At 58.9% G+C, this 12,816-nt stretch carries 12 protein-coding genes; 7 read left to right on the forward strand and 5 right to left on the reverse strand.

Going from position 1 to position 12,816, the window contains the following annotated elements; translation table 11 throughout:
• Nucleotides 1-197 precede the first annotated feature (197 nt).
• Both MAIT1_RS01405 and MAIT1_RS01410 read left to right on the forward strand, forming a co-directional pair.
• Nucleotides 198-1,625 carry an SIR2 family protein gene (locus MAIT1_RS01405; RefSeq protein WP_085440231.1) on the forward strand — a complete coding sequence of 476 codons (1,428 nt, stop codon included), beginning with the start codon at nt 198-200 and terminating at the stop codon, nt 1,623-1,625.
• Nucleotides 1,622-3,694 (forward strand): ATP-binding protein, encoded by a 2,073-nt coding sequence (locus MAIT1_RS01410; RefSeq protein ID WP_085440232.1) that lies wholly within the window; start codon nt 1,622-1,624, stop codon nt 3,692-3,694. The genes MAIT1_RS01405 and MAIT1_RS01410 overlap by 4 nt, the downstream gene beginning before the upstream one ends.
• A 114-nt stretch (nt 3,695-3,808) precedes the next feature.
• Here MAIT1_RS01410 and MAIT1_RS01415 read toward each other — a convergent pair whose 3' ends face one another.
• The 3 genes from MAIT1_RS01415 to istA (MAIT1_RS01425) all read right to left on the reverse strand — a co-directional run bounded on the left by MAIT1_RS01415 (nt 3,809) and on the right by istA (MAIT1_RS01425) (nt 6,956).
• Nucleotides 3,809-4,432 (reverse strand): tyrosine-type recombinase/integrase, encoded by a 624-nt coding sequence (locus MAIT1_RS01415; RefSeq protein ID WP_158089246.1) that lies wholly within the window; start codon nt 4,430-4,432, stop codon nt 3,809-3,811.
• A gap of 227 nt (nt 4,433-4,659) precedes the next feature.
• Nucleotides 4,660-5,460 carry an IS21-like element helper ATPase IstB gene (gene istB, locus MAIT1_RS01420; protein ID WP_085440234.1) on the reverse strand — a complete coding sequence of 267 codons (801 nt, stop codon included), beginning with the start codon at nt 5,458-5,460 and terminating at the stop codon, nt 4,660-4,662.
• Nucleotides 5,457-6,956, reverse strand: a complete 1,500-nt coding sequence (gene istA, locus MAIT1_RS01425) for an IS21 family transposase (RefSeq protein ID WP_143814594.1) — start codon at nt 6,954-6,956, stop codon at nt 5,457-5,459. Before istA (MAIT1_RS01425) ends, istB begins: the two co-directional genes overlap by 4 nt.
• Nucleotides 6,957-7,152: 196 nt before the next feature.
• Between istA (MAIT1_RS01425) and MAIT1_RS01430 the strand changes: the two genes are divergently transcribed.
• A complete protein-coding gene (locus MAIT1_RS01430; protein WP_198947766.1) occupies nt 7,153-7,491 on the forward strand; it encodes an integrase core domain-containing protein in 339 nt (112 codons plus the stop codon).
• Here the strand turns inward: MAIT1_RS01430 and istA (MAIT1_RS01435) are convergent.
• A complete protein-coding gene (gene istA, locus MAIT1_RS01435) occupies nt 7,488-8,624 on the reverse strand; it encodes an IS21 family transposase (protein ID WP_158089247.1) in 1,137 nt (378 codons plus the stop codon). The two genes, MAIT1_RS01430 and istA (MAIT1_RS01435), sit on opposite strands and share 4 nt — an antisense overlap.
• Before the next feature lie 188 nt (nt 8,625-8,812).
• Nucleotides 8,813-9,124, reverse strand: coding sequence for a hypothetical protein (locus MAIT1_RS01440; protein WP_085440236.1), 312 nt, complete (start codon nt 9,122-9,124; stop codon nt 8,813-8,815).
• Nucleotides 9,125-10,062: 938 nt separating this feature from the next.
• Here MAIT1_RS01440 and MAIT1_RS01445 point away from each other — a divergent pair.
• The 4 genes from MAIT1_RS01445 to MAIT1_RS01460 form a co-directional block, all read left to right on the forward strand.
• A complete protein-coding gene (locus tag MAIT1_RS01445) occupies nt 10,063-10,959 on the forward strand; it encodes an ArdC family protein (protein WP_085440237.1) in 897 nt (298 codons plus the stop codon).
• 172 nt (nt 10,960-11,131) lie between these two features.
• On the forward strand, nt 11,132-11,542 hold the full coding sequence (locus MAIT1_RS01450) for a hypothetical protein (protein WP_085440238.1): 411 nt from the start codon (nt 11,132-11,134) through the stop codon (nt 11,540-11,542).
• A 55-nt stretch (nt 11,543-11,597) separates the two neighbouring features.
• Nucleotides 11,598-11,969 (forward strand): hypothetical protein, encoded by a 372-nt coding sequence (locus tag MAIT1_RS01455; RefSeq protein WP_085440239.1) that lies wholly within the window; start codon nt 11,598-11,600, stop codon nt 11,967-11,969.
• The coding region (locus MAIT1_RS01460) for an AcrVA2 family anti-CRISPR protein (protein WP_085440240.1) at nt 11,966-12,816 on the forward strand (851 nt) is incomplete at its 3' end. The genes MAIT1_RS01455 and MAIT1_RS01460, both read left to right, overlap by 4 nt.

Consider the following 12,816-nt stretch of genomic DNA (forward strand, 5'->3'; position numbering starts at 1 on the left):
AAGTGACTGAAACCAGAAATGATTTTGTGGGTTCCGACCTCTGGAGTCAACCGTGACCGGCGACCAAGTGGCGCAACCATCAGGTTTTACGGCATAATCGTCATCCATTAACCTGTGGCATGGGATCTGCGATAATGGCGGGAACCACCCATTTGGAACAGTCCCCACAGTATTTTGAAGTGATGTAAGGAGTCAGGATGCCCAATCCCCCCGTTGATGCTGCCACCGAAGAGAAAAAGCCGTTCCCATACCGCCTGATCGGTGGGGAAAAGGGCGGCGACATCCTGGAAAGTGATGACGAATCCAGGCATCGCCGGATCCAGGCGCTGCTTGCCCAATGGATGCGGATGGAGAATGTGGTCGTCCTCATGGGCGCGGGTTGCTCCTGCTCTCCCCGGATCGGGGGGCTCAGCATGTACGATCTGGAGAATCAGGTATTGGCGTTGCTGGGACGTCGATATCAGCTGACCAGCAAAGGAAATCTCCAGAAGGTGATCACCTCCCGCCAGATGGATACGCTGCTCGGCGATCATGACACCCCGCATTTTGAACAATGGCTCTCCTATCTGAGCAATATCCGCCACCTGTTGGCGGCCAAGGGAAACCCCATCGTCGATATCAAAATCCGCGTTGGCATTGGAGAAGAGTCGGAGAGCCTCAGTCTGGACGCCAGTGAGGCAGATGAACTGCTGAAGGATCTGGAGCGGGCCATCTACACCTGCTGCGCTCTTCGGCTTCCGCCAGTGACGGAGGAAGACGAGATGGGTGGTGCAACCGGTCACCACGCATTTCTTTCCAAGCTGGTAGCCCGTGATGCCAGCCTTGGCCGGAGCCATGTCTTCACCCTCAATTACGACACCGTTATCGAGCAGGCGCTGGACCACCTGGGAATCCAATATTTCGACGGGTTCACCGGTCGTACGGAGGCGCTGTTCGATCCGGCGGCCTATGGGCTGGACGTTTACTTCCCCGGAGAGGTGGCAGAGGGGCGGGTACGGCGGTTCGACAAATTCCTCCACCTCTACAAGCTGCACGGATCCATCCACTGGCGGGAACGGCCCGATCAGGCCATGACGGCCAGCCATTCGGATCTGTCTTCGTTCGTGGCGTGGCGAGGCAAGACGGATGCTGAAAAGCCGTCCGCTGGGTTTGATGCGTTGTGGAAAGATGAAGATCGCCGGATCGGCATCTTGCCGACATCCAATAAGTTCGTTCAAACGCTGGACATGCCGTATGCGCACCTGTTCCGGCTTTTTCACCAACGCCTGCACGTGCCGCAAACATTCTTCCTGGTCATGGGTTATGGGTTCGGCGACGACCATGTCAACCAGATTATCGACCAAGCCATGACCAACCCTTCCCTGGTGCTGTTGGTGGTCACACCGGGAAAGCCGACACCTGCCATGGAAGAGCGCATCAGGCGGTATCGGAGCGTTGGTGAGCGGGCATTCCTGCTGCGCTCGAGCAAGGATGAGTTTGATCCCAAGGTGGCCACGTTTGACGATTTCGCCCACAACCTGTTGCCCCATGTGCAATGGGTTGAGGACTTCAGGAAGCTTAAACGGTTTGAGAACGAGATCCGGCAGGCGACCTCAGGGAATGCTGGTGGTGGGGGGTCGGAATGAATGATGCCCTGACCATAGGGCGGGTGATCGGTGTTCACGGGTTCCGCGTGAAGGTGGAGTTGGAGCCGGACATCAAGAGCCCGAGCCGCGTGGGCTTCGAAGGTGTCCAGACCGCCGTCGCCATCAACGCCTACCTCACGTTCGATATCGGTGCGGGAGAGTTGGCCATCGGCGTAGTGACGGATCTGGAAGCCAGGGAAAGTTTCGATCCTACTTCGGACGACGAGTTGACCCTGGAGTTGGTGAAGCCCCGCAGGACAGCCTCGGTCCAACTGTTGGGGACCGTGAAGCCCAAGCGTGACCGGTCGTATGGATTCGACCCGGGAATCACCGTCCTCCCCTCCCTGGAAACGCCGGCCCGGACAGCATCCAGAGATGTGATGCAGGCCGCCTTCTCCGAAGCGCCAAAGAGAAACGCCCCTGGCGATGCCGGGGGACGGGATGACTACGACATCGGGCTGAATCTGGGGATTCCTACCGCCAACACGGACAAACCGCTTCTGGCGTCGTTCAACGACCTCTTCTCACGGCCCATGGCCATCGTTGGCAATACGGGATCGGGGAAGTCCTTCACCGTGGCCCGTCTGCTTCAAAGCGCTGTCCAGGAAACCAAAGAAACCCGCCGTCCCAGGTTCTTCGTGCTGGATATCAACGGGGAGTATGGGCGTGCTTTTGGTGTCAGCTGCGAAATGAAAGAGCCGAACAAGATCTACCTCAATGGCAAGGAGTTTTCCGTTCCGGTATGGCTGATGAATGCCAGGGAGGTTTGTGATTGGCTGAGCGCAGCGGGGCAAACGCAAGAGCCTGTATTGAAAGCCTTCTGGTCTGTTGCCAAGGGAGGAGATGCCCTCCAAGCACTGCCATCCTACCTGCATGAGGCCATCTCAAGAATAGAAAAGATTCAAAGTGTACTGCGTGATAGTCAGCGGACGAAGGACATCAGAGCATTATGGTCTGGTGTGATTGAGTTTATCGGAGGAATGAAATTTGATACTGGGCAGTTGAACACGAAGATATCAAGTCTTGGAGCAGGTGAATGGGATAAAGTAGAGAGGGGGCAAAAAGAGCTTTTCGATCTTTGCGAGGCGCTGAAGAATCAAATTGCCCCACAACTGAAAGAGAGAAAGTCACAGGCACAGGACTCGGCAGACAAGCCAAAATACTTTCCGATTGCAACGGTCAGGTCTCAAAATGGGCTACTCGAAAGCGTCAAAGGCGACGATGATGAGTTTCGATTGAAACAGCATATTTCAACTCTTCAGTTGCGGCTCAATAATCGTATTGCTGATAGGAGATGGGGTGCTTTTCTCAATTATGATGATGCCGGCATTGAAATCCGCAGCATTTCAGATATCGCTGAGAGGATGGGGATAGGCCAGGAGAGCGCATCCGAAGTCAATGTCATTGACTGCTCGATGCTTGGCCATGAGGTTCTCCCATATGTCTGCGGCATCATCGGGCGGATATTGCTCGAACTCAGGGAGCATGTACCGGCAGAGGATCGTTTCAAGGATCCGTGGGTGTTGGTGCTGGAAGAGGCGCATAACTACATCCGGCCCCGTCGGCAGGATGAGGATCCGGGGACTGAAATCTCGCGGGAGGCCTATGAGCGCATCGCCAAAGAAGGGCGCAAGTTCGGGCTCTCCATGATCGTGGCCAGCCAGCGCCCCAGTGAAATCAGTCCCACCATCATCAGTCAGTGCGCCAACATCATCATGCACCGACTCCAGAACCATGAGGACATCGAGCACTTTCGGCGGATCGTCCCGTCACAGTCCCGCCGCCTGTTGGACCAGATCACGGTGCTGGCCTCGGGGGAATCGATTGTCTTCGGCAGCGCCTTCCATGTTCCGACCCGGGTACGGATCCACTTGCCAGACAAAGGAAAGGAACCCTGGAGCCAGACGGCTGCCCCATACGATAGCTGGAACAAGGACGCTGGCTTCAATCTCGGCAAGGCCCTTGAAAATTGGGGAGTGAAGCCAGTTGAGCAGGAGGCTGCGGAACTGACCGAGGAAGAATCGGTTGAGGAACCTGACACTGGCAGTGACGATGACTATCCGTTTTGACAATCTATTGATATTTAACGATTATATGCCGTTTCAATCTCTCAGAATTCCCGATCTAAGTGCGGCTTGTTCCACCAAAATTCTTCAGTAAAAACAGCGCTTAGGGCCGCCACCCTACAGCGCTGTTTTTGTTTGTGCGTCCAGGGTTAAGTGTTTTTTAAGTGGATTCTCCAGCGCCAGCAGCGCCGCTTCCACCTCTTGCGGCACTACGTGGGCGTAGCCCATGGTCGTGGCGATGTCCGCATGACCCAGCAGCTTTTGAATCGTTGCCGGGCTTACCCCTCTTCTGAGCAGCGCCGTGGCCGTGTGATGACGCAGCCCGTGCGGCGTGAAGCGCTTATCGATCCGAGCGCGCCGCACGGCAGTGGCGAAGCTCTTTTTGACACACTTGATCCGCTCCCCGTTTGGATGGCAGAACACCCACGGCGACCCCGGGCAGTATTGCGCGCGAAACCTTGCCCGGCTCAGCAGCGCCGCGCGCGCGGCGGCGTTGATGGGCACATGGCGCCCCTTGCCGGACTTGACCTTCTCCGCCTGCAGGGCTATGAGTCCAGACGGCAGATTGACCTCCACGTCCCAGCGCAGATTGAGCGCTTCTCCAGGGCGCAGGCCGGTATTGACCATCAAACGGATAAAGTCGAGCAGATGGGGAGCCTCCCCGGCCTGCTCCAGCAGGCGCGCCAGTTCATCCTCTTCGAGCCAGAGAATGTCAATGGCGCCCGAAAAATGCAGCACCATGGCGCCGCAATAATGCATCACTTGGGCATTGGTTGGGCGCGTAGCGCACAACGGGGTTTGCCGTTTTCCTTTGTCTTTAAAAAAACGAACAAAAACATCTTTTCAACACACTTGAGATTCAGAATGAGGGAGAGGCGGCAGACCTGTGGGAAACGTGTTTTCGTTTTCCACAGGGATAGCGGAGCGTCCGCCTCTCCCGGAGCCGCAAGTGGGCAGGATCGCCAGTTTCAGGAAGGGTCGGTTTTGCTATTTGAGCAGGAAGCTTTTGTTTCTGCAGCGCGCTTTTGCCGTTTGCTTTGATTCAGTCGATAGCTTTCGCCGTTCATCTCCAGGATGTGGACATGATGGGTCAACCGATCCAGCAGGGCGCCGGTGAGGCGCTCGGAGCCGAAGACCTCCGTCCACTCCTCGAACGGCAGGTTGCTGGTCACCATCACTGAACCCTGCTCATAGCGCTGGCTGATCACCTCAAAGAGCAGCTCAGCCCCCGTTTTGGAGAGTGGGACGAAGCCCAATTCGTCGATGATCAACAGCTTGTGTTTACTCAACTGACTCTGGAAACGCTGCAGCTGCTTTTCGTCGCGCGCCTCCATCAACTGGTGTACCAGCGACGCGGCAGTGGTGAAGCCAACCGCCAACCCCTGCTGACAGGCGGCCAGGCCCAATCCCAACGCAATATGGGTTTTCCCGGTTCCGCTGTTGCCCAAGGCGATGATATTGGCTCGGCGCTGAATGTATTCGCAACGCGCCAGCTCCATCACCAGAACCTTGTTCAATGAGGGCATGGCCAGGAAATCAAAGGAGTCCAGGCTCTTGATGGTGGGAAACCGGGCTTGTTTGATACGTCGCTCCACCATGCGCCGCTCCCGCTCAATCAACTCCAGTTCGCTCAGTCGCAGCAGGTATCGGCTATGATCAACGCCTTCCGCCGCGCACTGTTTGGCGATCTTTTCATATTCTCGATAAAATGTGGGCAGTTTGAGCGCTTTGAGGTGGTGCGCCAGGAGGATCTGCGGAGAGTCGTTCATCGCTGCTCTCCTGACGTCAACGCGGCGTAATCCCTGGCGGATGTACGCGCCACATGCACTTCGGGCAAAAAGGGATATCGGGACAGATCCAAACGGAGCGGACGTTGTTCAATGTGCCGGATCAGCAGATGTTTGACCGCCTCAAAGCCAATGGCGCCCAACTTCAACGCCTGTTGCACGGCAAAATGGACCTGTTCAAAGGAGAACGTCTCCAATAGGCGCAGAACCTGAATATATTCCCGCTTGCCCTTTTTACCCAGGCGGGACTCCATCAGACGGCGCAAGGTGGCGAACTCATCTGGCAGTTCCCATCCTTGCAACGGGGCGGCTTGATCCAGCGCCCTGGGTTTCTCCTCCAGCAGCGCCAGATAGTGCAAGGGGTCATAGATGGCGTCCTCACGCGCATAGGAGCGTGGATGCCGGGCAATCACCTCAGCGCCACAGGCGATCACCACTTCGTGGATGTAGCCCCGCACCTGCACATCGTGAAAGCCATAACGCACCGGAACCGAATAGTCATTGGTTCGATAGCGCACCAGCGCCTGGGATGTGACCTTGGCGCTCACCTTCTCGCAAGCGTCGTAGGGAATTGGCGGCAGCGGCAGGAACGCCGCCTGGTCTGTGGAAAATCGTTCTCCGATACTCCGCTGACAGCCTCGCAATGTCTGTTGACGACGCTCCAGGCATTTCTGGCGCAGGTGAGCGTTGAGCGCATCAAACGATTCAAAGCGGGGAGCCGGGACCATGAAGTTGCGTCGGGCGTAGCCGACCAGCCCCTCGACCTTGCCTTTGTCGTTACCTCGCGCCGGGCGGCCAAAGCGGCTATCGAACAGGTAATGGGATTGCAGCCGGATCATCTCTTCGGTCAGATCTCGGCGACCATCCCGGTAAACTTTGACCACGGCGATGCTGGTGTTGTCGTACAGAATGCTTTGGGGAACGCCGCCGAAGTGATCACAGGCGGCGTTATGCCCCGCACAAAACGCTTCCGTGGTTTCCGCGGGGAAGCCCATAACGAAGCTGTCGTCGCTGTAGGGCAGACTCATACAGAAAAAGTGGATCTTGCGCTCCACGCCGCCGATCACGCCGTGCGTTTGCCCAAAGTCCACCTGGGCGTGTCCGGGCGCATGGCTGAGGGGAACAAACTTCTCTTTCAGATGCAGACGCTTGCCGCGCACATACTCCTTGACCGCGCCATATTTCCCGTCGTAGCCGTATTCATCGCGCAGCCGTTCATATATCCGCTGCGCGGTGTGGCGCTCCTTCTTGATCTTCTCCAGATCGTTCTTGAGAATCTGATCTATGAACCCGGTGAACAGCCCCAGTTTGGGCAATCTGACCGGCTTGCTCCGCTGGTAGCCTGGCGGCTCAGGGTTCTCCATCATTTTGCGCACGGTGCGCGGATCCAGATCAAAAGCCTCCGCCGCCTTGCGCTTGCTCATCCCGCCTCTGGTTACCGCCAAACGCACATCTCTGTACATGCTCACTGAATACATCCTCCCACCCCCTGACCCGGAAACTCTATGACTGAGTTTTCTGAGTTAGAGAGCTTTTTCTGGTGTGGGATTTTTTGGACCGCCATTTTTTGGACGATCCAAGCTGTTTCAGTGATGCATTTTTACGGCGCCATTCTCAGACAATGGGCCGCAGTTCGTTGCCAACGATTTTAAGGCGTTCATCCGGGAATCCGGCATGACGCATGTGAGGACTTCGCCTTACTATACGCAGAGCAACGGAAAGCTGGAGCGTTTTCACGGTAGTTTGAAGCGTGAGTGCATTCGGCCTCAGACGCCATTATCGCTGGAAGATGCCCAACGGGTTGTGGGAAAGTACGTCGAGCATTACAACACCCGGCGGCTCCATAGCGCCATCGACTACGTCACCCCACAGGATCGCCTGGAAGGGCGGCATGTGCAGATCCTGGCCGAACGAGATCAAAAGCTTGAGGCGGCCAGAGAACGGCGTCGGACGACGCACCAAAAGCAGTCTTTTCAGCCATCCCAAAAAATGGCTGAAAAGGCGAACAGCTAACTGATATTTTGGCTTAGGCGGTTGTCATGTTTCCGCTGAACCACCACCAGCAGCGCCAGATAGTGCAAGGGGTCATAGATGGCGTCCTCACGCGCATAGGAGCGTGGATGCCGGGCAATCACCTCAGCGCCACAGGCGATCACCACTTCGTGGATGTAGCCCCGCACCTGCACATCGTGAAAGCCATAACGCACCGGAACCGAATAGTCATTGGTTCGATAGCGCACCAGCGCCTGGGATGTGACCTTGGCGCTCACCTTCTCGCAAGCGTCGTAGGGAATTGGCGGCAGCGGCAGGAACGCCGCCTGGTCTGTGGAAAATCGTTCTCCGATACTCCGCTGACAGCCTCGCAATGTCTGTTGACGACGCTCCAGGCATTTCTGGCGCAGGTGAGCGTTGAGCGCATCAAACGATTCAAAGCGGGGAGCCGGGACCATGAAGTTGCGTCGGGCGTAGACGACCAGCCCCTCGACCTTGCCTTTGTCGTTACCTCGCGCCGGGCGGCCAAAGCGGCTATCGAACAGGTAATGGGATTGCAGCCGGATCATCTCTTCGGTCAGATCTCGGCGACCATCCCGGTAAACTTTGACCACGGCGATGCTGGTGTTGTCGTACAGAATGCTTTGGGGAACGCCGCCGAAGTGATCACAGGCGGCGTTATGCCCCGCACAAAACGCTTCCGTGGTTTCCGCGGGGAAGCCCATAACGAAGCTGTCGTCGCTGTAGGGCAGACTCATACAGAAAAAGTGGATCTTGCGCTCCACGCCGCCGATCACGCCGTGCGTTTGCCCAAAGTCCACCTGGGCGTGTCCGGGCGCATGGCTGAGGGGAACAAACTTCTCTTTCAGATGCAGACGCTTGCCGCGCACATACTCCTTGACCGCGCCATATTTCCCGTCGTAGCCGTATTCATCGCGCAGCCGTTCATATATCCGCTGCGCGGTGTGGCGCTCCTTCTTGATCTTCTCCAGATCGTTCTTGAGAATCTGATCTATGAACCCGGTGAACGGCCCCAGTTTGGGCAATCTGACCGGCTTGCTCCGCTGGTAGCCTGGCGGCTCAGGGTTCTCCATCATTTTGCGCACCGTGCGCGGATCCAGCTCAAAAGTCTCCGCCGCCTTGCGCTTGCTCATCCCGCCTCTGGTTACCGCCAAACGCACTTCTCTGTACATGCTCACTGAATACATCCTCCCACCCCCTGACCCGGAAACTCTATGACTGAGTTTTCTGAGTTAGAGAGCTTTTTCTGGTGTGGGATTTTTGGACCGCCATTTTTGGACGATCCAAGCTGTTTCAGTGATGCATTTTTACGGCGCCATTCTCACAGCTTGGCGTTGTGCGCCAACAACGCCTTGGCGTCACCCTTCTCATACGCCTGCATCGTGCTCCAAGTGCGCGCCAGCAGGAGCATACAATGCTCTTCCTGGGCGCAGGCTTCTGCGCCAACGTCGCACTGATTGCAAATCGGATACATTCCTGGATTGGCTGGCAAAACGCTGATCGTGCGGGCGTGAAGGCCAGTTTTTAGACCGTTGTAGCGGGTGCGCAGGCGCTGTTCAGCGGTGGGGTAACCCTCCAGGTTCTCCGCAGAGCGGCGCTTACCTTCAGGCGTGCGCGGACCGGTGGCGCACATGGCGGCGCGCTGCCAGGAGGCTTGGCCCGCCTCTTCAAAACACTCAGGGCAGGAAGCGAACCAATAGAAGGGTGGGTTGACCCCCTTCGGGGCAGGTTCTGAGCGCAAAGGCGTGCTTTCGAAGCGATGCCCACAAGCATCACACTCAAAACGTAGAGCGCCATCAGACGTGTTCGCGTGCGTAGCCATACCAAGAGACTACCAAAGTCAAAATGACAAGTCTCTAATCACACTCATCTATTGCAAATTTTGATTCGCCCAACCAAACCTCAAAAGAGTGCATCCGTTCAGGTACCCACCCCCCCGTTGGTGGGGGGCGGGGGCGCTCTGCCGACCCCCCACCCCCTGACCTTGCCTTGACATTGCCGCTCCTTGGTTGCGGGTTTGCCTGCTCCACTCATCCCTAACCCACTGATTGTTCGTCCTCACACCCCCGCTTGGTTGCGGCTTTCTACACTACCCGCAACCACGCCACCCCCCCGCTTTGGCGGCTCTTTGACGCTCTTCCCACACCCCGCACACCCGCCCCACAACATCACGCCAAGCCCTTGTTTAGGCGACTAACCCACCCCAAGCCGCCTAAACCCACCGTCGCCGTTAAGTGGTGTTCCCGGCAACAAATCAAACCCATGAGGCGCGGACAGGCTTCCCCTGTGGCCGCCACCCCCTCCCCGCCCCATACCCTGCGCCGCCCAGCTCCCGCCCTCTCTCCCCTTGCGCTGAGCCGCCACGCCACACCCTTGCGCCCCGCGCCACACAATAAAACCGCTCCGTGTTACTGTAATCCATACAGCACACAACACATCAACTTTGAATTTTATTCTGTTTTATTGATGATTTCGATTGTTTTACTTATGCGTTCTTGCTATACTGGCATTGCGAGTTGAGACACACCCCACATATTCCTAACAAGCGCCCTTGAGGCCGGGAGGAAGTTCATGAATCCCTTTGAAGAGATCACCACCCGCATTATCACCCTGATGGAACAAGGCCACATCCCCTGGCGTAAACCTTGGGCAAGCGCCGGAACTTCCGAACACGCCTTAAACTTCTCCACTAAGAAACACTATCGCGGCATCAATGCGTTTCTGTTGCCGGTGATGGGATCACTTCAGGGTTACGTCTCTCCCTACTGGACCACCTACAAACAGGCCCAAGAAAAAGGCGGTCAGGTGCGTAAAGGGGAGAAGGGGTTCCCCGTGGTTTTCTTTAGCTTTCAAGAAAAGCGATTGGATCAACTGGACGATAACGGCAACCCGTTGCTGGATCGGTACGCACTTCTCAAGCGCTATACCGTCTTCAATATCGACCAGTGCGACGGACTCGACGCCCCCCGGCCTGCGCCCGTGGCCACGCCGGCGGCGTTCTCGCCCATCGACGCCGCCGAACGCATCGTCACCGACTGGCGCGACGCCCCGCCGATTCGCTATGGCGGCGCCCGCGCGTGCTACACCCCCGGCTCTGACCGCATCCAGATGCCGCCGCGCGACGCCTTCCACGGCGCCGAAGAGTTCTATTCGACCCTGTTCCATGAGATGGGCCACGCCACCGGCCACGCTTCGCGCCTCGATCGCGACATGAAGCCGCTATTGGTTTCGCGCCATAGCTACTCCAAAGAGGAGCTGATTGCCGAATTCACCGCCTGCTTTCTGTGCAACCGCGCGGGCATCCTGCCGCACACTGAGGAGAACAGCGCCGCCTATCTGCGTAGCTGGATGACGGTGCTGAAAAATGACCCGCGCATGGCGGTTTACGCCGCCGCACAGGCGCAAAAGGCCGCCGATTGGATTTTGCATACACGCGCCGCCGACGCCGAAACGCGCCGCGCCGCCTGACGCCATCACCGGGCGGGGGATCGGCCCCCGCCCGGCCTGAACGCCACGATTTAAATTATGCCACGACAACCAAGATCTTGATTCACTCACTGTCACGCGCCATACTGTTGTTAAGCATGCAAAATGCCTATCACCCTTTCCTGACAAGGCCCTTGAGGCCGGGAGGATTGCCATGACCGCTCAAAACACCCCCTCTGCTGAATCCCTGTTCGACGCCCTGACAGAAGAGCAAGCCAACGACCTGCTCGAATGGGCGCTCCTCGATTCCCGCAACGCCATCGCCCAAGGCGGCAACGGCCAAACCACCAGCGAAATGCAGCGCGCCAGCGAAGCCTGGCGCGACCTGGACGACGCCACCCGCCTGGCCCATGACGCCATCCTGTCCGCCCTGCGCCGTGAAGCGCTGGCGGGCATGCGCGAACTCATCGGCAATGGAATCGTCGATGCTGAGGGCTTCTCTGTGCAACGGCTCTGCATCCATGACGTCATCTGTCTGCCTGACCGCGCCGTCGACGCCGTGAGCGCTCTCGAATGGAGCCAGATCCTCGACGACTGCCGCGCTCTGGTCGACGACGACGCTTAACCTGCGTGCGCCGGGCGGGACGCCCCGCCCGGCCTCCTTTGACCTTGGAGACCCCATGCCACACGAACACGATCTGCGCATCCGCATCCAACCCGGCCCGGCCTTGCGCACGCTCCTGGACGACCTCGGCGGGTCGCCCACCGCGCTCATCGAAAATATCGCCGCGCGTTACCGCGAAACCTGCCTGCAGGAGCTTCCCGATATCACCGACGCCGAATTTGCCCTGTTCTGCGACCTGCTCCAAGCCACCGTGCGCGATCCGCTCACCATCGCCGCACTCGACCATGAGTTGGAAGATGGCTTGCGCCAGGGCTTGGCCGAGGATTTCGGCGTCGATGGCGCCGCCCTGCTGGCCCGCTGCCGAAGCTGGCGCTACGCGCAAAAGCTGGCTGTGACGCACGCCGTCGAACGGCGCCTGGCGTCGTGACGCCATCCCCCGATCAGATCGCCGCCCGGCCTCTGGACCACCTCACCCGCTTTGGCCGCGAACACCCACGCGCCTGGTCGGAGCTGGAGACCGTGCGCGCGGTGGGCATGGCCGGGGAGCGCGCCTGGCCTGACTGGTGCTACTGCCCCTCCCTGCATGGAATCAAGGCCGTGGGCGGCATGGGAGCCTTGGCCGGTCTGCTGGCCGCCGGTCCCGCCGCGCCCATCGCGCCGTGGCTCGCCGTGGCCCTGGCCGCCTGGCGCTACACCAAGGGCGTCTACCTCTTCGACGACCACCTGCGCGCCGCGCTCATGGCCACCCCCATCACCGGCGACATCCCCGCCGCGTTGCTGCAGCGCCTGCCCGAGTGGTGCGTCTACATCGCCACGCCCGGCCTCATCTGGGATGGGGATATCCCCTGCGCCGGATTTTTCGCCCACCTGGAGCACGACCCCATGAGCGGACGCGACGAGCTGCGCATCGTGCTGGACCTGGACGAGGCCGACGGCCCGGCGCTGCGGGTGATGCCCGTGGGGCTGGGCGGCGACCTGAAGGGCGGGCTGGCGGACGCCCGAACCCTACCCGGCCAGGAGTCCGCCGACTGGCCGAAACAGGACCGCGAAATGGTCGGCGCGCTCGCCCCTCTGGTCTCCCTGCTGCTCTACCTGTGCAGCGAAGAGGCGGAGGTCGGCGACGGCGCCGCCCGCCCGGCCAGGCCCCGCGCCAAGCGCACCAAAAAGGGCGAAAAGCTCTTCGCCGCCAAACAGCCCGCGCTGTGGGTGGTGGGGGCGCGCATCGGCGCGGCGCTGCGGCGCGGGCTGGAAGCCGCCCCCGCAGCCGACGCCCC

Origin of the sequence: Magnetofaba australis IT-1 (assembly GCF_002109495.1) — a bacterium.
Taxonomy (GTDB): Bacteria; Pseudomonadota; Magnetococcia; order Magnetococcales; family Magnetococcaceae; genus Magnetofaba; species Magnetofaba australis.